The sequence below is a fragment of the Citricoccus sp. I39-566 genome, from assembly GCF_031432995.1.
GTDB lineage: Bacteria > Actinomycetota > Actinomycetes > Actinomycetales > Micrococcaceae > Citricoccus > Citricoccus nitrophenolicus_A.
On record NZ_CP133842.1, the window covers coordinates 1,504,964 to 1,531,861 of the forward strand.

Annotated in this window: 26 protein-coding genes and 1 tRNA gene; 16 read left to right on the top strand and 11 right to left on the bottom strand. The window is 71.8% G+C overall.

Annotated elements, in window-relative coordinates:
- The first annotated feature begins 54 nt into the window (after window positions 1–54).
- The 8 genes from RE421_RS06975 to ilvA all read left to right on the top strand — a co-directional run bounded on the left by RE421_RS06975 (window position 55) and on the right by ilvA (window position 9,819).
- Complete coding sequence (locus RE421_RS06975; protein ID WP_309816409.1) at window positions 55–1,758, top strand: DUF501 domain-containing protein; 1,704 nt, start codon at window positions 55–57, stop codon at window positions 1,756–1,758.
- Complete coding sequence (locus tag RE421_RS06980; RefSeq protein ID WP_309816414.1) at window positions 1,755–3,188, top strand: S8 family serine peptidase; 1,434 nt, start codon at window positions 1,755–1,757, stop codon at window positions 3,186–3,188. Before RE421_RS06975 ends, RE421_RS06980 begins: the two co-directional genes overlap by 4 nt.
- A gap of 49 nt (window positions 3,189–3,237) precedes the next feature.
- Entirely contained in the window at window positions 3,238–4,659 is a 1,422-nt protein-coding gene (locus RE421_RS06985; protein WP_309816416.1) for an FAD-dependent oxidoreductase, read from the top strand.
- 70 nt (window positions 4,660–4,729) lie between these two features.
- Window positions 4,730–4,803 (top strand) — tRNA-Leu (locus RE421_RS06990).
- Between the two features lie 191 nt (window positions 4,804–4,994).
- On the top strand, window positions 4,995–5,867 hold the full coding sequence (locus tag RE421_RS06995) for a Bax inhibitor-1/YccA family protein (RefSeq protein WP_309816418.1): 873 nt from the start codon (window positions 4,995–4,997) through the stop codon (window positions 5,865–5,867).
- Window positions 5,868–5,984: 117 nt separating this feature from the next.
- Window positions 5,985–6,950, top strand: a complete 966-nt coding sequence (locus tag RE421_RS07000; protein WP_309816422.1) for an aldose 1-epimerase family protein — start codon at window positions 5,985–5,987, stop codon at window positions 6,948–6,950.
- 62 nt (window positions 6,951–7,012) lie between these two features.
- Window positions 7,013–8,518, top strand: coding sequence for an AI-2E family transporter (locus RE421_RS07005; RefSeq protein WP_309816425.1), 1,506 nt, complete (start codon window positions 7,013–7,015; stop codon window positions 8,516–8,518).
- A gap of 29 nt (window positions 8,519–8,547) precedes the next feature.
- Window positions 8,548–9,819, top strand: coding sequence for a threonine ammonia-lyase (gene ilvA, locus RE421_RS07010; protein WP_309817151.1), 1,272 nt, complete (start codon window positions 8,548–8,550; stop codon window positions 9,817–9,819).
- Window positions 9,820–9,970: 151 nt separating this feature from the next.
- On the opposite strand, the gene RE421_RS07015 is transcribed toward ilvA, so the two are convergent.
- The 3 genes from RE421_RS07015 to RE421_RS07025 form a co-directional block, all read right to left on the bottom strand.
- Window positions 9,971–10,636 carry a GPP34 family phosphoprotein gene (locus RE421_RS07015; RefSeq protein ID WP_309816428.1) on the bottom strand — a complete coding sequence of 222 codons (666 nt, stop codon included), beginning with the start codon at window positions 10,634–10,636 and terminating at the stop codon, window positions 9,971–9,973.
- A gap of 97 nt (window positions 10,637–10,733) precedes the next feature.
- The gene (gene greA, locus RE421_RS07020) at window positions 10,734–11,225 is read right to left on the bottom strand and encodes a transcription elongation factor GreA (RefSeq protein WP_309816433.1); all 492 of its coding nucleotides are present in this window, start codon (window positions 11,223–11,225) and stop codon (window positions 10,734–10,736) included.
- Between the two features lie 308 nt (window positions 11,226–11,533).
- Window positions 11,534–12,001, bottom strand: a complete 468-nt coding sequence (locus tag RE421_RS07025; protein ID WP_309816436.1) for a DUF4307 domain-containing protein — start codon at window positions 11,999–12,001, stop codon at window positions 11,534–11,536.
- A gap of 229 nt (window positions 12,002–12,230) precedes the next feature.
- On the opposite strand from RE421_RS07025, the gene mca reads away from it, so the two are divergent.
- Both mca and RE421_RS07035 read left to right on the top strand, forming a co-directional pair.
- Window positions 12,231–13,151, top strand: coding sequence for a mycothiol conjugate amidase Mca (gene mca, locus RE421_RS07030; protein WP_309817154.1), 921 nt, complete (start codon window positions 12,231–12,233; stop codon window positions 13,149–13,151).
- Between the two features lie 40 nt (window positions 13,152–13,191).
- Complete coding sequence (locus RE421_RS07035) at window positions 13,192–13,626, top strand: hypothetical protein (protein WP_309816446.1); 435 nt, start codon at window positions 13,192–13,194, stop codon at window positions 13,624–13,626.
- 7 nt (window positions 13,627–13,633) lie between these two features.
- On the opposite strand, the gene RE421_RS07040 is transcribed toward RE421_RS07035, so the two are convergent.
- The 3 genes from RE421_RS07040 to RE421_RS07050 all read right to left on the bottom strand — a co-directional run bounded on the left by RE421_RS07040 (window position 13,634) and on the right by RE421_RS07050 (window position 15,973).
- Complete coding sequence (locus tag RE421_RS07040) at window positions 13,634–14,311, bottom strand: NAD(P)-binding domain-containing protein (RefSeq protein ID WP_309816449.1); 678 nt, start codon at window positions 14,309–14,311, stop codon at window positions 13,634–13,636.
- Between the two features lie 89 nt (window positions 14,312–14,400).
- On the bottom strand, window positions 14,401–15,174 hold the full coding sequence (locus tag RE421_RS07045) for an MOSC domain-containing protein (protein WP_309816451.1): 774 nt from the start codon (window positions 15,172–15,174) through the stop codon (window positions 14,401–14,403).
- Between the two features lie 70 nt (window positions 15,175–15,244).
- Entirely contained in the window at window positions 15,245–15,973 is a 729-nt protein-coding gene (locus RE421_RS07050) for a hemolysin III family protein (protein ID WP_396134609.1), read from the bottom strand.
- A 146-nt stretch (window positions 15,974–16,119) separates the two neighbouring features.
- Here RE421_RS07050 and RE421_RS07055 point away from each other — a divergent pair, with 146 nt between their 5' ends.
- Both RE421_RS07055 and RE421_RS07060 read left to right on the top strand, forming a co-directional pair.
- A complete protein-coding gene (locus RE421_RS07055; protein WP_309816454.1) occupies window positions 16,120–16,893 on the top strand; it encodes an isoprenyl transferase in 774 nt (257 codons plus the stop codon).
- Window positions 16,894–17,239: 346 nt separating this feature from the next.
- Window positions 17,240–18,514 carry a PhoH family protein gene (locus RE421_RS07060; protein WP_309817159.1) on the top strand — a complete coding sequence of 425 codons (1,275 nt, stop codon included), beginning with the start codon at window positions 17,240–17,242 and terminating at the stop codon, window positions 18,512–18,514.
- 343 nt (window positions 18,515–18,857) lie between these two features.
- Here the strand turns inward: RE421_RS07060 and RE421_RS07065 are convergent, their stop codons facing one another.
- Complete coding sequence (locus tag RE421_RS07065; protein ID WP_309816457.1) at window positions 18,858–19,511, bottom strand: rhomboid family intramembrane serine protease; 654 nt, start codon at window positions 19,509–19,511, stop codon at window positions 18,858–18,860.
- A gap of 23 nt (window positions 19,512–19,534) precedes the next feature.
- Window positions 19,535–20,179: an N-acetyltransferase gene (locus RE421_RS07070; protein WP_309816460.1), complete on the bottom strand. Its 645-nt coding sequence runs from the start codon at window positions 20,177–20,179 to the stop codon at window positions 19,535–19,537.
- Between the two features lie 57 nt (window positions 20,180–20,236).
- Here RE421_RS07070 and RE421_RS07075 point away from each other — a divergent pair, with 57 nt between their 5' ends.
- Both RE421_RS07075 and RE421_RS07080 read left to right on the top strand, forming a co-directional pair.
- Entirely contained in the window at window positions 20,237–20,743 is a 507-nt protein-coding gene (locus tag RE421_RS07075; protein ID WP_309816463.1) for a prepilin peptidase, read from the top strand.
- Between the two features lie 17 nt (window positions 20,744–20,760).
- On the top strand, window positions 20,761–21,246 hold the full coding sequence (locus RE421_RS07080) for an NUDIX domain-containing protein (protein ID WP_309816467.1): 486 nt from the start codon (window positions 20,761–20,763) through the stop codon (window positions 21,244–21,246).
- An 86-nt stretch (window positions 21,247–21,332) separates the two neighbouring features.
- Here RE421_RS07080 and RE421_RS07085 read toward each other — a convergent pair whose 3' ends face one another.
- The 3 genes from RE421_RS07085 to RE421_RS07095 form a co-directional block, all read right to left on the bottom strand.
- Window positions 21,333–22,778 carry a class II fumarate hydratase gene (locus tag RE421_RS07085; protein ID WP_309816471.1) on the bottom strand — a complete coding sequence of 482 codons (1,446 nt, stop codon included), beginning with the start codon at window positions 22,776–22,778 and terminating at the stop codon, window positions 21,333–21,335.
- A gap of 9 nt (window positions 22,779–22,787) precedes the next feature.
- On the bottom strand, window positions 22,788–23,468 hold the full coding sequence (locus RE421_RS07090; RefSeq protein ID WP_309816476.1) for an ABC transporter ATP-binding protein: 681 nt from the start codon (window positions 23,466–23,468) through the stop codon (window positions 22,788–22,790).
- A gap of 66 nt (window positions 23,469–23,534) precedes the next feature.
- Window positions 23,535–24,668 carry an FtsX-like permease family protein gene (locus RE421_RS07095; protein WP_309816482.1) on the bottom strand — a complete coding sequence of 378 codons (1,134 nt, stop codon included), beginning with the start codon at window positions 24,666–24,668 and terminating at the stop codon, window positions 23,535–23,537.
- 182 nt (window positions 24,669–24,850) lie between these two features.
- On the opposite strand from RE421_RS07095, the gene RE421_RS07100 reads away from it, so the two are divergent.
- Both RE421_RS07100 and RE421_RS07105 read left to right on the top strand, forming a co-directional pair.
- The gene (locus RE421_RS07100; RefSeq protein ID WP_309816485.1) at window positions 24,851–26,236 is read left to right on the top strand and encodes a histidine kinase; all 1,386 of its coding nucleotides are present in this window, start codon (window positions 24,851–24,853) and stop codon (window positions 26,234–26,236) included.
- Window positions 26,233–26,883, top strand: coding sequence for a response regulator transcription factor (locus tag RE421_RS07105; protein ID WP_309816488.1), 651 nt, complete (start codon window positions 26,233–26,235; stop codon window positions 26,881–26,883). The genes RE421_RS07100 and RE421_RS07105 overlap by 4 nt, the downstream gene beginning before the upstream one ends.
- Window positions 26,884–26,898: the final 15 nt, after the last annotated feature.

Below are 26,898 nucleotides of genomic sequence, written 5' to 3' on the forward strand. Positions count from 1 at the left end.
GCTGGAGCACCGGCCCACGGCACCACCGCACCCAGGCGAGGCACAATCAAGACCATGACGCAGAACCCGGACCGTACCCCCACGCAGCAGGATCTGGACACCATCAGCCGGCAGCTGAACCGGCCGGCGCGCGACGTCGTCGAGATCGGGGCCCGGTGTGTGTGCGGCAACCCCCTGGTGGCCACCACGGCCCCGCGGCTGTCCAACGGGATCCCCTTCCCCACCACGTTCTACCTCACGCACCCCGTGCTGACCGCCGCCGTCTCCCGGCTCGAGGCCTCCGGGACCATGGCGGAGATGACCGGACGGCTCGGCCGGGATGAGGACCTGGCCTCCCGCTACCGTGCCGCCCATGAGGCCTACCTGGCCGAGCGGGACCGGGTGGGCCGGGTGGCCGGTACGGACCCGGTCCCCGAGATCACCGGGATCTCCGCCGGCGGCATGCCCGAGCGGGTCAAATGCCTGCACGTGCTCGTGGGACACTCGCTGGCCGCCGGTCCCGGGGCGAATCCGCTCGGCGACGAGGCGCTGGACCTGATCCGCGGCGAGTGGTCGGTGGAGACCTGCCGCTGCGCCGGCGCCTGGGACCAGGAGGCCCCCGTGCCCAGCAAGGACCTGAGCCGGCACGTGAAGCGGCTGGCGGGACAGCAGAACCCCGTGCAGGGGGCCGAGACTGCGGAGCCGACGCCGGAGCCGAATCCGAAGCCGAAGTCGGTGCAGGAACCGGCTCCCGGTGTGCGGACCGTGGCCGCGATCGACTGCGGCACCAACTCCATCCGCCTGCTCGTGGCCCGCCTCGAGTCCGGTCCGGACGGCGTGGAGGGGCCTTCGAGGCTCGTGGACCTGCACCGGGAGATGCGCGTCGTCCGGCTCGGCGAGGGAGTGGATGCCACGGGGCGGCTGTCCGAGGCCGCCATGGAGCGCACCTTTGCCGCCACCGAGGACTACGCGGCGGTGATCCGCCGGTATGGGGCCGAGTCCGTGCGGTTCGTGGCCACCTCCGCCAGCCGGGACGCCGCCAATGCCGCCGAGTTCACCGCCGGCATCCGGGACCTGCTGGGCGTGGAGCCGGAGGTCGTCTCCGGCGAGGAGGAGGCGGCCCTGTCCTTCGCCGGGGCGGTCTCCGTGCTGGCCCCGCGCTTCGCGGGCCAGGCCGACGGGACCGGACACGGCCGCACGGCCGGCGGACCGGTGCTCGTGGTGGACCTGGGCGGGGGTTCCACCGAGTTCGTCCTGGGCTCGCCCTCCGATCCCGCGTCCGCAGGCCCCCACGTGACCCACGCGGTGAGCGTGCCGATGGGCTGCGTGCGCTTCACCGAACGGCACCTGCGGACCGATCCGCCCACCGACGCCGAGATCGAGGACGCCGTCCAGCAGGTGGAGGCCGTCCTGGACGAGGTCGAGGCGAGCGTCCCGCTGGGGGAGGCGGCCGGCGTCGTGGGCGTGGCCGGTTCCGTGACCACCGTGACCGCCGCCGCGCTGGGGTTGACCGCCTACGAGCCGGACGCGATCCACGGTGCCGAGCTGGACGTGGACGTCATCGCGGACACCGCCGGGCGGCTGCTCGCGGCCACCCGCGCGGAGCGGGCCGCCCTGCCGTACATGCACCCGGGCCGGGTGGACGTGATCGGGGCCGGGGCCCTGATCTGGTCCATGATCGTGCGTCGCGTGGCGCAGTCCGGCGGCGGTTCCGTCACCACCGCCACCGCCTCCGAGCACGACATCCTGGACGGGATCGCCCTGTCCCTGGCGAGATGAACCGGCTGCGGGCCGCCACCGCCGCGGCCGCCCCGGTGCTGCTGGGCGCCCTGCTGCTGGGACCCCTCCCGCTGGGTGCCCTCCCCGCGGCCACGGCCGACGAGTGGCGTGACCAGCAGTACTGGCTCGAGGACTACGGCTTCAGGCAGGCCTGGGAGAGCACCCGCGGCGAGGGGGTCACCGTGGCCGTCATCGACACCGGGATCGATGCCGACCACCCGGACCTGACCGGCCAGGTGGTCGGTGGCCTGGACGTCTCGGGGGCCGGCAACGCCTCCGGCACCGAGCCCGTGGGCCAGATGGCGGAGCACGGCACGCTGGTGGCCTCCGTGCTGGCCGGCCACGGCAACAACGAGGCCGCGCTGCGCCGGGCCGATGAGGAACGCCGCAGCGCCAAGGCCACCCCCGTCCCCTCCACCCTGCCTTCGGGCGCCACGGATTCCACCGCCACGGCCGAGCCGAGCCCCTCGGGCAGCGAGGCCGCGGCGGGAGGCGTGGACGGCGTGGCCGGACCGGACGGGATCGTCGGGGTGGCGCCGCAGGCGGAGCTGCTGTCCGTCTCCGTGAACCTCGGGGCCCAGGGCCCGGACGGTCCCACGGCGGAGGACCAGATCGCCCGGGCCGTGACGTGGGCCGTGGACCACGGGGCGGACGTCATCAACATGTCCCTGGGCTCCACCCGCCAGGACTGGCCGGAGAGCTGGGACCGGGCCTTCCTGCACGCCGAGCAGAACGACGTGGTGGTGGTGGCAGCCGCGGGCAACCGCGCCTCGGGCACCCTGACCGCGGGGGCGCCGGCCACGATTCCCGGCGTGCTGACCGTGGCGGGCCTCAACGCGGACGGCACGGCGAGCTGGGACTCCTCCACCGAGGGCATCTCGATCGGGGTGGCCGCCCCGGCCGAGCCGCTGGTCGGCGCGGTGCCGGGTGGTGACTGGCGCCAGTGGGCCGGCACGTCCGGGGCCGCGCCGCTCGTGGCCGGGCTGGCGGCGCTGATCCGCTCGGCCCACCCGGAGATGCCCGCCCACCAGGTCATCCACCGCATCCTGGCCACCGCCGAGGATGCCGGGGTGCCCGGCGTGGACCCGGTCTACGGCCACGGCATCATCGACGCCGCCGCTGCCGTGGGGGCGGAGGTGGGGACCGTGGACCGCAACCCGATGGACACCCTGGCCGACTGGATCCGCGTGCACCGCCGCGCCGAGTCCTCCGGTGCCCCGACGCCGTCTGCCGCGCCCGGCGGGGAGGCGAGCGGGCCGGCGTCGTCCCCGGATCCGCTGCCCACGGACCTGCCGCAGGCGGGGGAGGCCCGGGATCCGGCGCCGGGTCTGCAGCCGGCGCTGGTGATCGGCACCGGCGTGGTGGCGGCGGGGCTGGCGGCCACCGCCGTGGTCCTGTACCTGCGGCAGCGCAGGACCCGGAGATTGTGACTTTGTGACAAGTTTCACGAAGTAGGGGGTGCGGGTTTAGGGTGGGGGCATGGCAACCACTCCGCAGCTGTCCCCGAAGCCCCGTGTCCTGATCGTCGGCGGCGGTTACGCCGGCCTGTACGTCGCCAAGAACCTGGAGAAGAAGGTCAAGGAGCGTGGCGGCGTCGTCACCCTCGTGGACCCGAACCCGTACATGACCTACCAGCCGTTCCTGCCGGAGGTCGTCGGCGGGAACATCGAGCCGCGCCACATCGTGGTGGACCACCGCACCCACCTCAAGCGCACCGAGGTCGTCCAGGGCAAGGTCATCAAGGTCGAGCACGCCCGGAAGACCGCCACGGTCCAGACGCAGGACGGCGCCGAGTTCGAGATCCCGTACCAGGACGTCGTCATGACCGCCGGTGCCACCACCCGCGTGTTCCCGATCCCGGGTCTGGGCGAGGCCGGCATCGGCATGAAGACCGTGCAGGAGGCCGTGCAGCTGCGGAACCAGATCCTGGACCGCCTCGAGGCCGCCTCCACCATGACCGACGCCGCGGCCCGCTCCCGCGCCCTGACCTTCGCTGTCGTCGGCGGCGGCTTCAACGGCGTCGAGACCATCTCCGAGATGGAGGACCTCATCCGGTCCGTCATCAAGAAGAACCCCCGCCTGGCCCAGTCGGACGCCCGCATCGTCCTGATCGAGGCCATGGGCAAGATCATGCCGGAGGTCGGCGAGGACCAGGCCGTCGAGGTCGTCGAGCACCTGAAGTCCCGCGGCATCGAGGTGCTGCTGAACACCTCGCTGGCCGGCGCCGAGGGCGGCGTCCTGAAGCTCGTCAACATGCAGGACAAGTCCGACGCCGGTTCCTTCGAGGCCGACACCCTCGTGTGGACCGCCGGCGTGGCCGCCAATGCCGTGGCCAAGCAGACCGACTTCCCGGTCGAGCAGCGCGGTCGCATCGAGGTCACCCCGACCCTGCAGATCTCCGACGGCACCGGCGGCGTCCTCGAGGGCGCCTGGGGCGCCGGCGACGTGTGCGCCGTGCCGGACCTGACCGGCGACGGCCCCGGTGGGCACTGCGTCCCCAACGCCCAGCACGCCGTGCGCCAGGCCCGCCGCCTGGCCGCCAACCTCCTGGCCGTCCGCTTCGGCGAGGGCGCCGTGGAGGAGTACGTCCACAAGTCCCTCGGGGCCGTGGCCGGCCTCGGCTTCGGCAAGGGCGTCGGCAACCCGATGGGCCTCAAGCTCAGCGGCGTCCCCGCGTGGATGGCCCACCGTGGCTACCACGGCCTGGCCATGCCCACGTACGAGCGCAAGGCTCGCGTGGTCTCCGACTGGGTCCTCTCGCTCGTCTTCGGCCGGGACACCACACCGATCGAAGGCCTCGAGAACCCGCACAACCCGTTCCTCGAGGCGGCCGGCGGCGAGCTGAAGCCGGGCCGCTTCGACAACCCGAAGGTGCTGGAGTCCGCGAAGGCCTCGAAGTAGGTCTCCACGTCAGCTCCGACCCCATGGCGGCCCGGTACCCTTGAAGGGTTCCGGGCCGCCGTCGGATCCAGCCCCCATAGCCCAATTGGCAGAGGCGGGAGACTTAAAATCTCTGTGTTGTGGGTTCGAGTCCCACTGGGGGTACTGCCGGCCGCACCGCCGACCCCTGCCCGGCTTTCAGCCGAGCGCGGACCGGCGGGACAGGGTGGCCGTTCCGGGTTGATTCTCAGCCAGGCCGGATATACTCGTCCCAGCCCCCACTGCAGGTCCAGGCCGGATTTCCGGGCCGGACCGACGCGAAGTGGACTGCACGCCACCAACAGAGGAGATGGCCCGTGGCCAACCCCGTCTTCAACAGCAAGAACTTCCAGGAGCAGATGCACTCCGGTGACGGACGCACCGCCACCCAGGCACCCGGCTGGTACCAGGGGGGTGCCCAGGGGCAGCAGCAGGCCCAGCCGCAGTACGGACAGCAGCAGCAGTACACGCCGGAGCAGCTGGCCCAGCTGGAGCAGTCCTACCGCGAGCCTGCCGCCGGCCCGGGTGACACCGGCCGGATGAGCTACAACGACGTGATCGGCAAGACCGTCTTCACGTTGCTGCTCGTGGTGGCCGGTGCCGCCGTCGGCTGGAACATGCCGGCCCTGATGCTTCCCGGTGCCATCGTCGGCTTGGTCCTGGGCCTCGTCAACGCCTTCAAGCGTGAGCCCTCGCCCGCGCTGATCCTGATCTACGCCGCCGCCCAGGGGTTGTTCCTCGGCGGCATCTCCGGCGTCTTCGAGCAGATGTGGCCGGGCATCGCCGTGCAGGCCGTGCTGGCCACCCTGTGCGTCTTCGCCGTGACCCTGGCGCTGTTCGCCTCCGGGAAGTGGCGCGTCTCCGCCAAGTCCGTGAAGATCTTCATGGTCGCGATGATCGGCTACGCCGCGTTCTCGCTGGTCAACCTGTTCCTCATGCTCTTCGGCGTCACGGACGCCATGTTCGGCCTGCGCGGCGAGTTCCCGCTGCTGGGCCTGGGCATCGGCCTGCTCGCCGTCTTCCTGGCCGCGTTCTCCCTGGTCATGGACTTCACCGCCATCACCCAGGGCGTGAAGTCCGGCGCCCCGCAGAAGTACTCCTGGTCCGCCGCCTTCGGCCTGACGGTCACCCTCGTGTGGCTCTACGTCGAGATCCTGCGGATCCTCGCCATCCTGCGCGGCAGCGACTGACACCCACCGGCCCACGGCCGGCCCCGCACCGGAAGCTCCGGCGCGGGGCCGGCCGTGGCGCTTTCCCCGTGCGGTTGAATGGTCCCAACCACTGCCCCTGACCGAGGAGCCACGTCCATGACCGCACCCGACTTCGGTGGCCCCGCAGCCACCGGGACGCAGTACGATCTGCGCCACGGTGGAGCCGAGGCCACCGTCACCTCGCTGGCCGGCGCCCTGCGCCACTACGAGCTGGCCGGCACCGCCCTCGTGGAGAGCTTCGGGCCGGACGAGCTGCCGCCGGCCGCATGCGGGATCCAGCTCTCCCCGTGGCCCAACCGGGTGCGGGACGGGCGCTGGGCGCTGGACGGCGCCGTCCAGCAGCTCGATATCACCGAGCCTTCCCGCGGCCACGCCAGCCACGGACTGTTGCGCAACACCGCGTTCGTGGCCACCGCCCACTCCGCGCGCGAGGTGGTGCTGCGCGGGGAGATCCACCCCCAGCACGGCTACCCGTTCCGCCTCACCCACGAGGTGGCGTACACCCTGGACGACGCCGGCTCCCTCACGGTCCGCCAGCGGCTCACCAACCGCGGGACGCGGCCCGCGCCGGCCGCCTTCGGCGCCCACCCCTTCCTGCGCCTCGGCGAGGTGCCCAGCGAGGAACTCACGCTCACCCTGTCCGCGGCCACCCGGATCGTCACGGACGAGCTGCTGATCCCCACGGGATCGCGGCCGGTGCACGGCACGGACGGGGACTTCCGGGCCGGCCGCCGGGTTGGCACCGAGCTGCTGGACGCCGCGTTCACGGACCTGGCCCCGGAAGCGGACGGACGGAACCACCACCGGCTCGCGGCGCCGGATGGGCGTACCGTGGAGCTCTGGGCCGAGCCTGCCTTCGGCTACGTCCACGTCTTCGTCACGGACCGGTTCCCCGGCCGCCACCGGGCCCTCGCCGTGGAGCCGATGACGGCGCCGGCCGACGCCCTGAACAGCGGCAGCGGCCTGGAGTGGATCGGCCCGGGGGAGTCGTTGTCGGCGTCCTGGGGGATCACCGGGGCGTTGACGGCCCACCGACCAGATCGACAGGAGGCAGCGCGTTGACCACGAGCCCCCAGCCCGGCGTCCCGGGCGGCCCGGCAGCGAGCGTTCCGGCATCGGATGCCGTGGCCTCTGAGACCCTGGCCCCCGACGCTCTGCCCTCGGAACCGGTCCTGAGCGCAGCACAGGAGGCGGACCGCGTGGCCGCGGACGTGCCCTACGGCCTGACCGTGGCCGCCGCCTGGTCCTGGCGCGTCCTGCTGGTGCTGGCCATGGCCGGCGCCGGCATCTGGTTGCTCAGCCACGTCTCCATCCTGGTCATTCCCCTGATCATCGCCGCCCTGCTGGCCACCCTGCTCTCGCCGATCCACCGGCGCTTCGTGCGGTGGGGCGTGCCGCGGGGCCTGTCCGTCACGGCGATCATCCTCGGCTTCATCCTCGTGGTCCTCGGCCTGCTGACCCTCGTGGGCCAGCAGCTCGCCGTGGGGTTCACGGACATGCGGGACCAGATCGTGGTCGGCGTCCAGGGGATCGTCGGCTGGCTGGAGTCCCTGGGGGTCACCACGGACCAGTGGAACGACATCGCCGGCGACCTCACGGAGGCGGTGCGCAACAACAGCCAGACCATCGTCTCCGGCGCCCTCGGTTTCGGGTCCACGGCCGGGAACATCGCCGCGGGCACGGTCCTGGTGGTCTTCGCCCTGATCTTCTTCCTCTTCGACGGCAAGGGGATCTGGCACTTCTGCCTGAACTTCGTGCCGCGCCGCCATCGGGAGGCCATCGACGGCGCCGGCCAGGTCGGCTGGGGCTCCCTCGGCAGCTACGTCCGGGTCCAGATCTTCGTGGCGTTCGTGGACGCCGTCGGCATCGGGGCGGGCGCCTGGATCCTCGGGGTCCCGCTCGCCCTGCCCCTGGGCGTGCTGGTGTTCTTCGGCTCCTTCATCCCGCTGGTCGGCGCCTTCCTGACCGGCGCGGTGGCCGTGCTGCTGGCGCTCGTGGCCAATGGCTGGGTGAACGCCCTGATCATGCTGGGCGTGGTGCTGCTCGTGCAGCAGATCGAGGGCAACGTGCTGCAGCCGCTCGTGATGGGCCGTGCGGTCAGCCTCCACCCGCTGGCCGTGTTCCTTGCCGTCGCCGGCGGTACCGCCGTGCTGGGCCTGGTCGGCGCGATCTTCGCGGTGCCGGTGATGGCCTTCCTGAACTCCACCATCAAGTACTTCCAGGCCAAGCCGTGGCTCGAGGGCGAACCGGCGCCGGCCGGTACCGCCGACTACCGCGACACCCGGCTCAAGGACCGCGCCGCCAGCCTGGAGGGCCCGTGGGGCCGTGCCTACGAGACCCTCGACGGCGTGGTCCGCCGGGCCGCCGCCAGCGGACCGGCCGGGTTCCGGCCCGGCCAGCAGGGGATGGAGGGCACCTCGGTCCGCCAACGGCGGCGGGCGCGCCGCGAGCTCAAGCGCTCGCAGGTCCCCGCCCGCAAGGACCACGACGCCGGCCCGGTCACCGACGTGGGTCCGGTCGCCGAGGACGGCGCCCCGGGCAATCTTCGCGACACGTCCACCGCGGGGGAGGACAATACGGGGATGGACCACTCCGGCCGACGGCCGGACCAGGACGGAGGAACCCCGTGACCACCACGCCCCCCAGCAGCGCCGATCCCATCACGGAATCGGCCGGCACCCCCGCGGACCGCTCGGACCTCTCTGTCACCCTGACGGACATCGAGCAGGCCCGCCGGCTGCTGGACGGCGTGATCGTCCGCACCCCTCTGGACCATTCCCGGGCGCTGGGCCGGCTGACGGGCTCCGTGGTGCACCTGAAGTGCGAGAACCTGCAGCGCGCCGGGTCCTTCAAGGTCCGTGGCGCCTACGTGAGGATGGCGAAGCTGACGCCGCAGGAGCGCTCGAGCGGGGTGGTGGCAGCCTCCGCCGGCAACCACGCCCAGGGCGTGGCCCTGGCGGCCTCCAAGCTGGGGATCAAGGCCACCATCTTCATGCCGCGCGGAGTGGCCCTGCCCAAGCTGCAGGCCACCAAGGACCACGGCGCCGAGGTGGTGCTCTACGGCAACAACGTGGACGAGGCTCTCGCGGAGGCCCAGCGCTTCGCGGAGGAGTCCGGTTCCGTGTTCATCCACCCGTTCGACAACGCCGACGTGGTGGCCGGGCAGGGAACCATCGGCCTGGAGATCCTCGAGCAGGACCCGGAGGTGGACACGCTGGTGATGGGCATCGGCGGGGGCGGCCTGCTCGCCGGCGTGGCCGTGGCCGTGAAGGAGATGGCCCGCCGGCAGGGCCGGCACATCAACATCATCGGCGTGCAGGCGGAGAACGCGGCGGCCTACCCGCCGTCCCTGGCCGCGGACGCCGTGGTGCCGCTGACCCACGTCTCGACCATCGCGGACGGCATCGCCGTGGGCAAGCCCGGGCAGATCCCGTTCCAGATCATCAAGGAACTCGTGGACGGGGTGGTGACGGTCTCCGAGGACGCGATCGCCAACGCCCTGGTCTTCCTGCTGGAGCGCTCCAAGATGGTGGTGGAGCCCGCCGGCGTGGTGGGCGTGGCCGCCCTCCTGGAGGGAAAGCTGGCCGAACTCGGGATCGAGTCCAAGCACACCGTGGCCCTGCTCTCCGGAGGCAACGTGGACCCGATGCTCATGCTCAAGGTCATCCAGTCCGGACTGGCCGCCGGCGGGCGCTACCTGACCGTGAAGATGTCCCTGCGGGACCGTCCCGGCGAGCTGTCCAACATCTCCCGGATCATCTCGGAGACGGACGCGAACGTCACCCGCGTGGACCACAGCCGGATCGGCGGTTCCCTGAGCATGGGCGACGTGACCATCACGATCGACATGGAGACCAAGGGACGCGAGCACTCCGAGCAGGTGCTCGGGCGGCTGCGCTCCTCCGGGTATCAGCCCGTGGTGCAGCACTAGCCGCCTCTACGCCTCCACATCGGGCCGCCCTACGCCGCCAGTCCGGGCCGCCAGTAGAGGTTGCGGCGTGGCCGCCGCGCCGGGTCCAGAAGGGGCCGAGCGGTGGGCAACCGGCGGTCATCGGCCAGGTGTGGAGGACTGGGCCGGTCTGTCAGGTCGCGCGGGCCGACCCCGCCGCCGTGGTCACGGTCATGGTGGACGCGGTGATCGGGTCCACGACCCGCTGCACGGCCTCCACCACCGGGATCCCCTGGGCCACGGCGTCGATGCGCCGGGACAGCCCGCGCCGGTCCAGGTCCCCGCGGGCTGGTCCCAGCACGCCGTGGGCCACGTTCAGGGCCTTGAGCAGGCCGAGTTCGGTGGATTCAGCCGGGGTGGGCTCGCGATCTCCGGACAGGACCTGGCCGAGCCGCTCGCGCAGCGCGATCGCCGGGGCCGGATTGACGGTCAGGAATGAGGAGCCGCCGAGGAACGAGGACTCCTCCCGGACGATCCCCTGACGGGCGAGTTCCTGGCCGGTGGCCTGTTCGGGGTCCAGCTTCGCGTGGGCGACGAGTGCGGAGATCTTCTTCCCCGAGAGCCCGTCGAGGGCCGGCAGGAGGGCATCCAGCGGGGCGCGGCCGGTCATCCCGGCCTTGACCACGGTGACCTTCGGTTCCCCTCCCGGGGTGCCGGCGTCCGCGATCTGGACGACGCCGGTGTCCGCCAGATCGGCGAGGGCGGCGGCCGCGAGCCCGTAGCGGCGGTAGCGGTGGGCGCGGTCGCTGATGGCATTGTCCTGGCTGAGCAACAGGAACATCTCTTCGACGATGAGCATGTCCTCAACCTAGCAAGCCCACCCCCGCGAGACGACGGCGCACCGGCGGTACCGGTGCGCCGTCGTCGTGCGGTGCTGTGGAGGCCGAGCCAGCCGATCAGGCCTTGTAGGGCTTGGCGCCCACGATCTCCACCGCGATGTCCTTGCCGTTCGGGGCGGCGTAGCTGAGCTGGTCGCCCACCTTGGCGCCGTGGATCGCCGCGCCGAGCGGGGACCGCTCGGAGTACACGGTGATGGAGTCCTTGTCATCGGCGATCTCGCGGTTGCCGAACAGGAAGGTCTCCAGGTCACCGGCGATCTTGGCCTCCACGACCATGCCGGGCTCCACGATCCCGTTGTCCTCCGGGGCGGCGCCGACCTGGGCGGTCTCGAGCAGGTGCTTGAGCTCGATGATGCGGCCCTCGTTCTTGGACTGCTCCTCACGGGCGGCGTGGTATCCGCCGTTCTCCTTGAGGTCGCCCTCCTCGCGGGCCTGCTCGATGCGGTCGATGATCTCCTGGCGCCCCGGTCCGGAGAGGTGATCCAGTTCCTGCTTCAGGCGGTCGTAGGCCTCCTGGGTCAGCCAGGGAGCGTTGTCGGTGGTGCTCATGGACGCGAAATCTCCTTCAATCTGCTGGTCAACGGTGGCGCGGGACCGTGCGGGCCGCCGCGTCGCCGCGTGCATGACGCTGTGCCGCGGAGTGCGGCCCGTGGGGCGACCATGCAAGAACCCCGCCAGCGGAGCCGCCCGGCTCGGTGTGGGCGACCCCCGGCAGGCGGGGTGACAACGTACTGAGCCTCCATTCTAACGGAAATGCTTCAGATACGTCATTCCCGCGGTGACGCAGGTAACACCCCGTCACGACGCCGGCCCGGCCGGCTCGGTCTGCCGCGTCTCCTCGGGCCGGTGGGCCGGTATTAGCCGTCCTCCGGGAACCAGCAGTCGTTCACGCCGCCGTTGGTGCCGAGGGCGTCGGTGCGGAGGTCGACGTCATACATGACCGTCCGGTCGGAGGGGAGGGAGTCCTCTGAGGGCGCCTCCGGCCCGATGGTGACGGTGCGCCAGCCCACCACCGCGAACTCCGGGGAAAGCACCTGGACGGCGCACTGCACCGTGTCCTGGGGCTCCTTGGTCAGCTGGAACGTCACGGAGGCCTGGGTGGGGGAGTCGATGGTGAACCCCACGTCCTTCCAGTCCAGGGTCCGGCTGTGCGAGGAGGCCGCGAACCAGAACGTGACGGCGACCGCCAGCACGAGGGCGATGACGGCGACCCATCTGCCGCGACCCCTCAGGAAGTACGGGCCCGCGCTTTGGGGGCGCCCGTACCGGTTCGCTAGGCTGTCACTCGGCACAGGGTCAGCCGACGACTGGGATGTGGAAGTCATGTCATCCCATGGTATCCCGCCGGCGCCCACCGGACCGCACAGCAATCGAGGCCACGTGAACAGCCCTTCCTCCCCTGATGATCTCGGCCAGCCGACCGGGTCGACCGATCCGGCCGCGCCGGAGTTCGGAGTCTCCGTGGGGCAGACCACGTACGGTTCCCTGGATCCCGAGGAGCACCACACGGCCCCCGAGGCCCACGGTGTCCCGGCCTCCGGCGGGCTGCGGCTCATGGCCGTCCACGCGCACCCGGATGACGAGTCCTCCAAGGGCGCCGCCATGATGGCCGCCTACGAGGCCGCCGGCGCCGAGGTCATGGTGGTCACGTGCACCGGCGGCGAACGAGGTGACCTGCTCAACCCCGGTTACGGGGACACCGTGCGGCTGGACCGGGACATCACCGGCGTCCGGCGCACGGAGATGCAGGAGGCCGGGGCCGCGCTCGGGATCGAGCACCGGTGGCTGGGCTTCATGGACTCGGGACTCCCGGAGGGTGATCCGTTGCCGCCGCTGCCGTTCGGCAGCTTCGGGACGCTGCCCCTGGAGCAGACCGCGGCGCCGTTGGTCCGGGTGATCCGCGAGTTCCGCCCGCACGTGCTGATCAGCTACGACGAGATCGGCGGCTACCCGCACCCCGACCACATCAAGTCCCATGAGATCACGGTGGAGGCCTACCGAGCCGCCGGCGACCCGGAGCGGTACCCCGGCACGGGCGAGGCCTGGACGGTCTCCAAGCTCTACTATGACCGGGCCTTCAACCCGGCCAAGTACCAGGCGCTGCACGAGGCCTACCTCTCCGCCGGCGAGGAGTCGCCCTACGTGGAGCGGCTGGAGTGGTTCCGGAAGCTCCAGGAGGAGCAGGAGCGCGCCGAGCGGGGCGAGGCCGGGGAGCAGTCAGAGGGCGCGACCGCCCCGGTCCGCTTCAGGCTCACGAACCACCAGGTCACCACGCAGATCCATGTGGCTGACTACTTCGAGCAGCGGGACAACGCGCTGCGGGCCCACCGCACCCAGATCGACCCCACGGGGCACTTCTTCTCGACCCCGAACGCCCGGCAGCGGCAGACCTGGCCGTGGGAGGACTACGTCCTGATCGATTCGCGGGTGGAGACCACGCTGCCGGAGACGGACCTGTTCACCGGGCTGCGTTGATCGACCGGTCCACCGGGGCGCCCCGGTAGACTGGGCTACCGTGATCGCCTTCCTCCCGCTTGCCGTGTCCCCCTCCGCCGCCCCGAGCCCCAGTGCCGGTGCGTCGGAGCAGCCGGTGCCGGGCGTGGGGGATCCGACGCTGCGGCCCGGGCTGGAGCAGGCCGACGTCACCCCCGGGATCGAGGGCTTCCTCTTCACGGCGCTGATGGTGGCCATGGCGATCGTGGTGATCCGCCTGATGGTCCGCTCCGTGCGCCGCGTGCAGTACCGCTCGGCGGACGCCGAGGACATGCTGGTGGAGCGCTACCAGGGCCACCTGCCCGAGGACGAGCTCCGGGGCCAGCGGGAACGGGACCCGCAGGTGCGGTCCGCCTCGGACCTGGACCTGCAGAAGGCCCGCCTCCAGCAGCGGTACCCGGGCTACCTGGACAGCCCGGCCCCGGAGCCTAAGGGCCCGGACTCCGGCCGCGACTGATCCCGCGTCAGACCCGCGCCCCGGCGCAGGCCTCGACCAGAAGTCCGTGGAGCCGGGCGGCCGAGTGGCTGCCGTTGAAGATCTCCGTGCCCGGCTGCAGGGCACGCCCGGCGGCGAGCGGGCCGGCGTCGACGGCGTCGAAGCCGAGGCGGTCGATCACCCCGGCCACGGCACCGCGGACCTCCTCGTGGTCCCCGGCCACGGCGAGCGCGCGGCGGTCCGCGGCGCCGGCGGGGCGGTGGTCGGCCTCGAGGTCGTGATAGCCGATGTGGTTGAAGGCCTTGACCAGCAGGGACCCGGCGAGGTGGTCCTGGACGATCTCGCTGCTGGTGCGGTGGTCGGCCTCGAAGTCCGCCTGCTCGCCGTCGGTGGGGGCCCAGTAGTTCATGACGTCGACGACGGCCCGGCCGGCGAAGTGGGCCGGGTCCAGGTCGCGGTACTTCCGCAGGGGGATCGCCACGATGGTCAGGTCGGTGCCGGCCAGCTCTGCGGCGTCGACGGCGGTGGCGCCGGGCGTGACGATCTCGGCCAGCAGGGAGATCTCCGAGGCGGGCTTGGCGGTGGCGATCCGCACGTCATACCCGGCCGCCACGGACCGGCGGGCCAGTGCCGCCCCGACCCGGCCTGCGCCGAGGATGCCGATGCTGCGGATGCTGTCTGCCGTGCCGGTTGCCGTGCTGGTCATGGGGTCCTTCGCCGAATCGATGCTTCACGGGTAAGAGTTCATCCGGGAAACACCGTCTCGGGCAGGAAGTATTCCTGGGGTGAGCCTGGTCACGGCCCCAGACGGTCCGCGTCCTCGTCCGGGGCCTCCTCGTCCGGGCCGGCATCGATCCGGCCGGCCCGCCGCAGCTCGAGGCGACGCTGCAGGGCGCTGCGCCAGGAGTCGGGGACCCCGGGGGAGGCGAGGACCCGCTCGGCGGCGCGCAGATCATCCTTGTCCACGGTCATGACGCGGGAGAGCGCGGCAAGGTCCACGGCACCCGGCGCCCGGTCCACGAGGCGCATCCGCTGTCCGGCGGCCAGTGGTGCCGGGGTCAGCACCCGCAGGTACCAGCCCGTGCGTCCCGTGGCCTGCACGCGGCGCGCCAGGTCCGGGACGCCCCAGCGGGAGGACAGCTTCCAGCAGGGGCGCCGGGACTGGCTCACCTGCAGCACGGCGTCCCCCACCTGCCACACGTCCGCCAGGCAGACTTCGGCCTCGGTCAGCCCGTCCACCGTGAGGTTCTCGAACAGCGCGCCCTCCGGCAGGTCGAGCCCGTCCGCCCGCCAGGCCGCGTAGTGGCTCCGGGCGTAGCACATCACGGCCTTCTCCGGCCCGCCGTGGTGCACCGTATCGCCCTGCCCGTCCCCGGCCAGGCCGGTGACCCCCAGCTTCACCGGGCCCTCGACCGGCTCCTTGAAGGCACCCGTTGGCACGTCGGCGTCACGCCAACGCACCGTGCGCACCGCCCCCACCCGCACGGCGGCGATCCGCCCGGCGGGGTGCTGGGCGAGCGCCGTCCGGACGGCGGGCGTGGTGGGCGTATCGGCGTCGGCTGCGGGCATGGCCCTATCCAACCACGGGCACCGTCAGCGCCTGTGTCCGCACGGGGGACGGGCCTCGGGGTGGTGAGGGCTAGGCCTGGAGCACCGCGATCATGATCGCGATGTAGTGGCACACGAAGCCGCCGATGGTGAAGACGTGGAACAGCTCGTGGAAGCCGAACCACTCGCGGTGGGGATTGGGCCGCTTCAGGGCGTAGAACACCGCGCCGATGATGTAGCTGGCGCCGCCGGCGCAGACCAGCACGGCGGCGGTGGCGTTGACGGCGAAGAAGTCACCCAGGTAGATCAGCGCGGCCAGTCCCAGGACCACGTACACGGGGGTGTAGAGCCAGCGCGGGGCCGAGGTCCAGAACACCCGGAAGGCGACGCCGGCCACGGCCCCGATCCAGACGCCGGCCAGCAGGACGGTCGCCTTCTCCGGGGTGAGCATGGCCAGGGCCAGTGGGGTGTAGGTGCCGGCGATGACCAGCATGATGTTGGTGTGGTCCAGGCGCTTGAGCACGATCGCCACCCGCGGAGACCACTGCACGAGGTGGTAGGTGGCCGAGACGGCGAAGAGCAGCAGGCCGGTCAGGGCATAGACGGCGCTGGCCCAGGTCAGCGCGGGAGTGGGGGCCAGGACGATCAGCACGATGCCTGCGGCCAGGGCGAGCGGCGTCATGGCGGCATGGCTCCACCCGCGTAGCCGTGGCTTGAAGTCGGGGTGCTCCGGGTCCACCACGCGGTCCATGCGCCAGCGGCGGGTGGGGACGGTGGAGCTGCCCGAGGCCGTGGGACCGGTGGAGGGGAAGGGTGCCATGGGAACAGGATACGGCTGGTTCCTTGGTGTTACCCGTGGGTAATGAGTCGGCGCGGGGCCAGTTCGCTACCGTAGGGACGACGATGACATCAACGAGCCCGGGGCCGCGCCGCACGGCCGCGCCGGGATCCGGACAGGGGACGCACATGCACCTACCGAACGTCCTCTACAGCTTCTATGAGCGCCGGCTGGCGGCCGGACTCGAGCGTGACCGGCTGCCCCGGCACATCGGTGTGGTGCTGGATGGCAACCGCCGGTGGGCCAAGGCCTCCGGGGCCACCACCGCGGATGGCCACCAGGCCGGGGCGGAGAAGATCCACGAGTTCCTGGGCTGGTGCGACGAGTTCGGCATCAAGGTCGTTACCCTCTACATGCTCTCCACGGACAACATGAGCCGGCCGCCGGAGGAGCTCGCCCAGCTGGTCGGGATCATTGGGACCACGCTGAGGCGCCTGGGGGACGGGCTGCCCAACGGCCACCGGGTGCGCGTGCAGGCCGTGGGGGCCTCCGAGCTGCTGCCGGCCGGGCTCGCCGGGACCCTGGCGGACCTCGAGGCCCGCACCGCTGACGCCGACGGCCTGCACGTGAACGTGGCCGTGGGGTACGGCGGGCGCCGGGAGATCGTGGACGCCGTCAAGGAGCTGCTCATCGAGGCCGACGGCGAGGGGCGCGGCGCCGCCGAGGTGGCCCGCGAGCTGACGGACGAGCAGATCTCGGACCGCCTCTACACCCGCGGCCAGCCCGACCCGGACCTGGTCATCCGCACCTCCGGGGAACAGCGGCTCTCCGGGTTCCTGATGTGGCAGTCCGCCTACTCCGAGTTCTACTTCTGCGAGGCCCTGTGGCCGGACTTCCGCCGCGTCGACTTCGTCCGGGCGCTGCGGGACTTCTCCTCCCGGCAGCGGCGCTTCGGTTCCTGAACCGTTGACGAGACGTTCACAGGAAACGGCGGTCACCTCCTGCGGAAGACGACCGTGCAGGCCTACGGTGGGGGTATCAGTCACCGGCGGGGACGGCCGGGGCCATCGGGTCCCGGATCCGCACCCGCGGATTGATCGGAAAGGCCAAGCCGTATGCCGTCACCCCAGACAGCGTCGCAACGGTGGGCCGTCCCGGCCCCGGCCGGTCCGTCCCACCCACCCTCGATCATCGGGGCGTGCGCCCCGGTCTGGAGTCCCTGTGGAGCACCTGACGACCATCCCGGCCACCGACACCCCCACGGCCGTCCAGCCTGACGAACGGACCAGCGTCGGCGAGAAGTCCTACCTGTTGGACACCTCCGTGCTGCTGTCCGATCCGCGGGCCCTCCTGCGCTTCGCCGAGCACGAGGTCATCCTGCCGATCGTGGTCATCTCCGAGCTGGAGAAGAAACGGGACGATCCGGACCTGGGCTTCTACGCCCGCAAGGCGCTGCGGCTGCTGGACGAGCTGCGCCTGGAGCACGGCTCCCTGGACAAGACCATCCCGCTGGGCACCGAGGGCGGGACCCTGCGCGTGGAGCTCAACCACATCTCCGTGGACGTGCTGCCCTACGGCATCCGCTCCACGGACAACGACTCCCGGATCCTCGCCGTGGCCAAGAACTGCGCGGACGAGGGCCGGGACGTCACGGTGGTCTCCAAGGACCTGCCGATGCGCGTGAAGGCCTCGGCCATGGGACTGCAGGCGGACGAGTACCGCAATGAGCTGGTCAAGGACTCCGGTTGGTCCGGCACCGCAGAGGTCATGGCCGGTGAGGAGGAGATCAACGCCCTGTACGCCCACGAGTCGGTGGCCCTGGCCGAGACCGAGGGCCTGCCCGTCAACACCGGCCTGGTCATCACCTCGCCCCGCGGCTCGGCGCTGGGTCGCGTGGACCGGCACGGCAAGACCCAGGTGGTGCGCGGCGACCGGGACGTCTTCGGTCTGCACGGGCGCTCGGCCGAGCAGCGGCTGGCCATCGACCTGCTGCTGGACCCCTCGGTGGGCATCGTCTCCCTCGGCGGACGCGCCGGCACCGGCAAGTCCGCCCTGGCCCTGTGCGCCGGACTCGAGGCCGTGATGGAGCGCCGGGAACACCGCAAGGTCGTGGTGTTCCGCCCCCTCTACGCCGTCGGCGGCCAGGAGCTGGGCTACCTGCCGGGCTCCGAGAACGAGAAGATGAACCCCTGGGGGCAGGCCGTGTACGACACCCTCGGGGCGCTGGTGTCCACCGAGGTGCTGGACGAGGTGGTGGACCGCGGCATGCTCGAGGTGCTGCCGCTGACCCACATCCGCGGCCGCTCCCTGCACGATTCGTGGGTGATCGTGGACGAGGCCCAGTCCCTGGAGAAGAACGTGCTGCTGACGGTGATGAGCCGCATGGGCCAGAACTCCAAGATCGTGTTGACCCACGATGTGGCGCAGCGCGACAACCTGAGGGTGGGCCGGCATGACGGCATCGCGGCGGTGGTGGAGACGCTGAAGGGCCACCCGCTGTTCGGACACGTCACGCTCAACCGCTCGGAGCGCTCGCCGATCGCCGCGCTCGTCACGGAGCTGCTGGAGGACGCCAGTATCTGAGCGGCCCCGCCGGGAAGAAACCTGCCGAGAAGAAACCAGGGGCCGCTGCACCGGAGTGCAACGGCCCCTGGGGGGTGAACCCGTCCGGGCCCCCGCGGAGGGGGGATGAGGGGGACCGGGGATGATCCACCGCAGCCATGGCCCCTAGAAACGGGATGGAGGCCATGGAGCCTGGTTGCTTCCACTGACGGTTCATCGTGTTGAGTCGGTGTCGCACGGATGGAAGCGATCCCAGCATACTCCGGGACGGCCGTGTTGCCTACCATTTAGTGGAAAGTCACACCATTCGACTTTTGTACCTTCTTGGCGGGACCTTTAGCCAGCGGAGGTCCGGGTGACACGGCTATATTCCACCGTTCGCGAGCCTCTCGCGGCGCTCGCGCCAGTCCCGCCGGGCCTGCCGTGTGTCGGCGAAGGCCACGATCACGCCGGCCGCGGCGCCGGCGAGGTGACCCTGCCAGGAGATGCGGGGATTCACCGGCAGGAAGCCCCACACGATCCCGCCGTAGAGCAGCACCACCGCCACGGCGGCCAGGATGGCGGCGAACCGACGGGCGAGGACCCCGTAGGCCACCAGGAACGCGGCGTAGCCGTAGACGATCACCGAGGCCCCGATGTGGTTGGTCCCGATCCCACCGATCAGCCACGTGCCGATCCCGCCCAGCAGCCAGATCCCGGCGGTGATCAGCCACCACTTGCGGGTCAGCCAGGCGATGAGTGCCCCCATCACCAGCAGGGGCACCGTGTTGGAGATCAGGTGGCCGAACCCCGAGTGCAGCAACGGCGCGAAGAGGATGCCGGGCAGTCCCGAGGCGTCCAGGGGCTGGATCCCGAACTGGTTGAGCCGGCCGCCCGCGAACAGGTCGATGAACTCCAGGACCCACAGGAGCAGCGCGAGGCCGAGCACGGGCAGGGCCTGCTGGACCCAGTCGGGGTAGGAGCGCAGCCGGTCGACCACCTGACGGCGGGAGGACGGGCGTCTGACGGGATCGGACATGGTCCCAGTCTAGGGATCGGATCCTACCGCCCGTCGATGCCGAGCTGGCGGCGGACAGCCGCCGCTCCGGTCACCGTGACGTCCTCCGCCGGGCGGACGAACTGCTCGGGGCCGAGACGGTAGCCCAGCACCTCGACGGCCTCGCCGCCCCAGTCCTGGACGGAGGAGCCCTGGGGCTCGTAGCCCAGCGACTCCGTGACCCGCCGGGAGCCGTGGTTCCACGCCGCGCACTCGGTGGTGGCATGGGCCGCGCCCAGATGGTCGAAGGCCAGCACCAGGGCCATCGCGCGGGCCCGCCGGCCGGCGGATCGCCACTCGTGGTCCGCGGCGGCGTGGTCCCAGATGCCCAGCTGGATGGTCCACCGATCCCGGTCCGTCTCGGCCCGATTGCGCCAGATGTCATGCATCGCGTTGCGGGCGATGTCCTCCGCCGGGGCGGACGACCAGCGGTTCGGACCGAACGGATTCGTCCCCACGGCCCCGTGGATGCCCTCGTTCAGGGCGGCCAGGTGTGCCGGCAGGTCCCCGTCACGCACGGTGCGCAGCTCCAACCCGCCGGACTCGAGCCGGAGGCCGAACAGGGGCCACCAGTCCACCAGCGACCCCTCGCCCGGAACCTCGAACTCGGCGGGCCGCAGCGCGTCGCGGCCGGTCACGGCATCAGACATATCCACAGCGTAACCAGCGGCGTCCCGCTTTCCGCCACGCCGATCTAGGCTGAGGGGATGCCGACGATCCTGGCCGAAGCAGCCCGTGCCGGGAACTGGCTGCTGCTGACCGCCGCGGTGGCCGGGCTGTTGGCCTTCGCGGTGTGCGCGGTCAGGCTGACCGTGACGGACCTGCGGGAGCACCGGCTGCCCAACCGGTGGACCGGCACCTTGGCGGCCGCGGGTGCGGTCACGCTCGGGCTGGGGTGCCTGGCGGACGACGACGGCTGGTCCCGTTTCTGGTCCATGCTCGGCGGCGGCGCGGTCTACCTGGTGCTCCTGCTGGTGTTGCACCTGATCAGCCGTGCCGGCATGGGGATGGGGGACGTCAAGCTGGCCGGCGGGCTGGGGCTCTACGCGGGATGGGTGGGCTGGGACCAGCTGCTGGCGGCGATCGTCCTCGGGTTCGTGGTCGGGGGAGTGGTGGCGCTGACACTGGTCGTCACCCGCCGTGCCACCGGGGCCACGCACCTGCCCTTCGGGCCGGCCCTGCTCGCCGGGACCGCGCTGGCGCTGCTCCTCTGAGCGATTAGCGTGGGGTCATGCCCACTCCCGAGTTCGTCCTGTCCCTGCGTGAGACCATCGGCACGGCCCCGTTGTGGCTGCCCGGGTGCAAGGCGGTCGTCCTGCGCGGCTCCGGCTCGGAGCGCTCCCAGCAGGTGCTGCTCGTACGCCGCGTGGACAACGGACGCTGGACGCTGCCCGCCGGGATCATCGAACCGGGGGAGGAGCCGGCGTCGGCCGCCGTGCGGGAGACCCTGGAGGAGACCAACGTGACGTGCGTGCCCCGGCGGCTGGCCGGCGTCGGGACCACGCACGAGGTGACCTACCCGAACGGGGACCGGGCGCGGTATCTGGACGTGGTGATGGTGATGGACTATGTCTGCGGCGAGGCACGCGTCAACGACGACGAGAACACGGACGTGGGCTGGTTCGGCCTCGACGCGCTGCCCGACCTGCCGCAGTTGCACGCCCGCGCCCTGGCCTGGGGACTGGAGGAGGCCGCAGGCGCCCGCTTCGTCCCCTGACCGCCGTGCTCGGCCCCCTCAAGCACTTTGCGGGCAGGAATCACTAGTGATCTCTGCCCGCAAAGCGTGGGGGAGGGAGGAGTGCCTCAGGCGGGGTGCGTCATGGACATGGTGTCCAGGGCGGCGTCCAGCTGCTCCTCGGTGACCTCGCCGCGCTCCACGTAGCCGAGGTCCACCACGGCCTCGCGGACCGTCATCTTCTGGGCCACGGAGTGCTTGGCGATCGTGGCGGCGGCCTCGTAGCCGATGACCTTGTTCAGCGGGGTGACGATCGAGGGGGAGGCACCGGCCAGGAAGGTGCAGCGCTCCACGTTGGCCTGGATGCCGTCGATCATCTTGTCCGCCATCACGCGGGACGAGTTGGCCAGCAGGCGGATGGACTCCAGCAGGTTGGCGGCCATCACGGGGATGCCGACGTTCAGCTCGAAGGCGCCGTTGGTGGAGGACAGGGACACGGTGGTGTCATTGCCGATCACCTGGGCGGCCACCTGGATGACGGCCTCGGAGATCACGGGGTTGACCTTGCCCGGCATGATCGAGGAGCCCGGCTGCAGGTCGGGGATGAAGATCTCGCCCAGGCCGGTGTTCGGGCCGGAGCCCATCCAGCGCAGGTCGTTGTTGATCTTCATGAAGGAGTAGGCGATGGTGCGCAGCTGGCCGGAGGCCTCCACCAGCCCGTCGCGGTTGGCCTGGGCCTCGAAGTGGTTGCGGGCCTCCGTCAGCGGCAGGCCGGTCTCCTCGGCGAGCAGCTCGATCACGCGGGCGGAGAAGCCCTTCGGGGTGTTGATGCCGGTGCCCACGGCGGTGCCGCCCAGCGGGACCTCGGCCACGCGGGGCAGGGAGGCCTCGATGCGCTCGATCCCGTAGCGGACCTGCGCGGCGTAGCCGCCGAACTCCTGGCCCAGGGTCACCGGGGTGGCGTCCATCAGGTGGGTGCGGCCGGACTTGACCACGGTGGAGAACTCCTCGGCCTTGCGCTCCAGGGAGGCCGCGAGGTGCTCCAGGGCCGGCTTCAGCTCGTTGATCAGCCCCGCGGTGACGGCGATGTGCACCGACGTGGGGAAGACGTCGTTGGAGGACTGGGAGGCGTTGACGTGGTCGTTCGGGTGGACCTCGGTCTCGGAGCCGGCGGCTTTCAAGGCCTGGGTGGCCAGGTTGGCGAGGACCTCGTTGGTGTTCATGTTCGAGGAGGTGCCGGAGCCCGTCTGGAACACGTCGATCGGGTACTGCGCGTCGTGCTGGCCGGAGATGACCTCGTCCGCAGCGGCCACGATCGCGTCCCGGCGTTCGGCGTCGATGACCCCGAGCTCGGCGTTCGCCATCGCGGCGGCCTTCTTGACCTGCGCCAGGGCGTGGATGTGACCCGGTTCCAGGGTCTTGCCGGAGATCGGGAAGTTCTGAACGGCACGCTGGGTCTGGGCACGGTAGAGGGCGTCGATCGGCACCTTCACCTCACCCATCGTGTCGTGCTCGATGCGGAACTGCTGTTCAGAGGACTGCTGCCCGGTGGGCTGCTGCGAAGAATCGGTCATGATTCCACTTTAGACGGTGGCGTGCTCCGCGAGCCGCCCGTCACGCAGGGTGACCGAGCGGTCCGCCACGTCCACGAACTCCAGGTCGTGGGTGACCACCACGGTGGCGGTGCCCCGCTCCCGGGTGAGGGTGGCGATCAGTTCCATGACCTCCGCCGAGCGGTGCTGGTCCAGGGCGGAGGTCGGCTCGTCCACCAGCAGCACGGACGGCTCACCCATCAGCGCGCGGGCGATGTTCACCCGCTGCCGCTGGCCACCCGAGAGCTGGTGGGGCCGCCGCTGCGCCGCGGAGTCCAGCCCGACGGCGGCCAGGGCCTGCCGTGCCGCGTCCCGGACCGCGCGGGGCCGGGCGCCGCGCAGCACCCCGACGAGCTGCAGCTGCTCGAGCGCGGTGAGTGACGGCATCAGCTGGGGCTGCTGGAACACCAGGCCGATGTGGTTCAGTCGCAGCCGGGCCCGCTCGGCCTGGCTGGCCCCGGTGATCTCGGTGCCGTCGATGGTCACGGTCCCGGAGGTGGGGGTCACCAGGGCACCGGCCACGGCCAGCAGGGAGGACTTGCCGGAGCCGGAGGGACCCACCAGGGCGAGCATCTGGCCCGCCGGGACGGTCAGGTCCACGGCGTCCAGGGCGTTGAGCGTGCCGTTCTCGCCGTCGGGGTAGGTCAGGGTGACGTCGGACAGGTTCAGCATGGCGGGTTCCTTCGAGATGAGCGGGCGAACGGAGACGGGAGTGAGGGGAGGTGGGACGGCAGGTGCTCAGCTGCCGCCGAGGGCCACGAGCGGGTCCACACGGCAGGTGCGCCAGACGGCGGCCACCGAGGCCACCAGCCCGAGGCCCACGGTGACGGCCACCGGGATGGCCACGGCGGCCGCGTCCACCTGCACGGGCACGACGCCGGCCGCCAGCGAGATCCCGCCCAGGCCCAGGGCGCCGCCCACGGCGGCCCCGGTCAGCAGCACGATCCCGGCCTGGGTGAGGGCGTCGGCCACCACCCACCCCGTGGTGGCACCGAGGGCCTTGAGCACGGCGATGTCCCGGGTGCGCTGGAGCGTGAACACGGCCATGAAGGCGGCGATCACCAGGGCGGAGATGCCGTAGAGGAAGGCCTGCATCATCACCAGCGAGCCGTTCTCCGAGGAGTAGGCGGGCAGCGCGGCCAGGGCCCCGTCCACATCCGTGGCCACCGTGGTGGTCTGGCCGGCCGCGGACGGTGCGTGGCCGGCGTCGTGCTCGGTGCCGGTGACCAGCACCGTGGAGGTGTCCTCGGGGGCGTGCGTCACGGCGGCCCAGGTGTCCAGGGGAAGGTAGAGCACGGGGGTGTGGGAGTACCAGCGGTCCTCGATGGTCCCGCCGATCGGGACGGTGCGGCCGTTGACGGACACCTCGTCGCCGGCACCCACGCCGAGCTGCTCGGCCGCGGTCCGGCTGATCAGGGCGCCGCCGGCCAGGGTGCCGGTTCCGTCCGGGCCGCCGGGGGCCAGGCGGCTGCCGTCCTGAAGGCCCATCAGGGTCACCGCGGATACGGCGGTGCCGGAGTCCGCGCGGGCCTGGCCCAAGCCCACGGGCTCGGCCCACTCGACCTGGGGGTCCTGGCGCCAGCCGTCCAGTTGGGCGGTGGTGACGGAGGAGGCCGTGAAGTCGGTCTCCACCTCGTCCGTGCCCTCCGCGTGCGCTGCGCCGAAGACCACGGTGACCTCGCTGCCCCCGGCCCCGCCGGCGGCCTCGTCCCAGGCCGTGACGGCGGAGATGTTCTGGTGCGCCAGGCCGTTGGTCAGGGCGGTCAGGAAGACCAGCAGCAGGGCGATCAGCCCGACCACCGCACCCATCAGGGTGAAGCGCCCGGCGGAGAAGCGGACGTCCCGCAGGGACAGGAACGTGGGAGAGGACACGGGAGGACTCCTTGGGTGAGTCGGTGGGGTGAAACGGTGTGCCGGACGGCTCTGAAGTCCGGCTGATCTCCAGCCTTCCGCCCGGGGCCGTCACGCACATCGACCACCCGGCCAGACCCGGGTCGACCCTTCGATTGATCCCCGCCGCTCCTTGACGGAGCGGGCCGGGCTACCCTGCACCCATGGGTTCCGCACGCATCTCCGCTCCGCCCGGGTCGCCGGCCGGTCCGCCCGCCGCGTCGCCCGCCGAGCGGGCCGGGCGTCCGCTGCCGAACCCGGCAGCGGACACCCGCATCCCGGCCCTGCTCGCCGCCATGCGGATCCTGCTGCACGTCACCGTGGCGGGTCTGCTGGTCATCGGCCTGGTGCGGTCCCTGGCCCCGGCCGTCCGCGCGGGGGACCACGGCGAGGTGTGGCGGATCGGCACGCTGGCCGCGGTGTTCGCCGCCATCTACCTGGCCGGGACGGTCGTCGAGAAACGACGCAGCGAGGGCCGCAGCGAGGACCGCGATGAGGGTCGCGGTGAAGGTCCCGCCGCGGGGCGGATCGAGGTGCGGGGCCAGTTCCTGTGGCTGGCCGCCGTCACCCTGGCCTGGCTGGGCCTGATGGCCGTGCACGTGGACTTCGCCTGGCTGGTCTTCCCGCTGTTCTTCCTGCACCTGCACGTGGTGGGCTCCCGGTCGGTCCCGGCGGCGCTCACACTGGTGGTGCTGCTGACCGGGGTGGTGCTCCTCGGGTTCTGGTGGCACGAGGGCACCCTGGGCCTCGGCGCCGTGGTGGGGCCGGCGATCGGGGCGGGGGTGGCCGTGGCCATGTCGGCCGCCTACACGCTGTTCTACGCCGAGGCCCGCACCCAGCGGCGCATCGCGGCCGAGCTGCAGGCCACCCGGGACGATCTGGCGCGCTCCGAGCGCCACGCCGGGGCCATGCGGGAACGCGAGCGCTGGGCCCAGGACCTGCACGACACCCTGGCCCAGGGACTGGCCTCCGTGGTGTTGCTCTCCCGCGCGGCACAGGAGCAGCAACCCGGCGAAACGCTGGCCGGCCAGCTGCGGCAGATCGAGCGTTCCGCCGTGGACAACCTGGCCCAGGCGCGGGCCCTCGTGGAGCAGCGGGGACCCGGGGCGGGGCTGACCGACGAGCTGGCCGCCGCCTGCCGCAGCACCCAGGACACCGCACGCTCGGCGGGCGCGCCGCTCACGGTGGACTTCAGCGGTCCTGGCGATGACCGGGGCCTGGGGGCGGAGGCGGCGACGATCGTGCTGCGGGTGGCCCAGTCCGCGCTCGCCAACGTGCTGCAGCACGCGGGGGCCCGCCGCTGCGTGGTCAGCTTCGCGGTCCACGGGGACGAGGTGACCCTGGACGTGTTCGACGACGGTGCCGGCCGCGGCGGCAACCCCGAGGGATTCGGCATCGCCACCATGCGCGACCGGGCCGCCAGTGCCGGCGGGACGCTCACGGTGGAGGACGCCTTCCAACCCTCGGAACAGCAGGACCATGGCGGCTCCACCGGCACCGTGGTCGCCCTCAGCCTGCCGCGATGGGGCACCCGAGGGGAGAGGGCATGAGCGAGGCGCCGCTGAGAATCCTGCTGGTGGACGACCACCCGGTGGTCCGAGCCGGACTGCGGGCCGTCCTGGAGTCCGCTGGCCGGCTGCGGGTGGCGGCCGAGGCCTCCACGGCCGCCGAGGCGCTCGCGGCCGTCGACCGGCTGGCGGCCCAGGGCGAGGGCCCGGACGTGGTGGTCATGGACATCGAACTGGGTCAGGGCCCCAGCGGCATCGAGGCCACCGAGCGCCTGGGCCGGACCCACCCGCGGCTGCCCGTACTCATCGTCTCCACCTATGGGGCGGTCTCGGACGTCCAGGCGGCGGTCTCCGCCGGGGCACTGGGCTACCTGCTGAAGGACGCCTCCGCCCAGGAGCTGCGTGACGCCGTCGCCCAGGCCGCCGCCGGGAGCCTGATCCTGCCGGCGCACCTCGCCCGGCGGGTGCTGGGCGGCGGGGACGGTGCCGAACCCACGCTCAGCCCGCGGGAGATCGACATCCTCGAGCAGCTCGCCCTGGGACGGACGAACCAGCAGATCGCGGCGGGCCTGTTCATCTCCCAGGCCACCGTCAAGACCCACCTGAACCACATCTTCGGCAAGCTCGGGGTGTCCAACCGCACCGAGGCCGTGACGGTGGCCCGGTCCCGGCACCTCATTCGGGGGTGAGCCGGCCGCGGGACC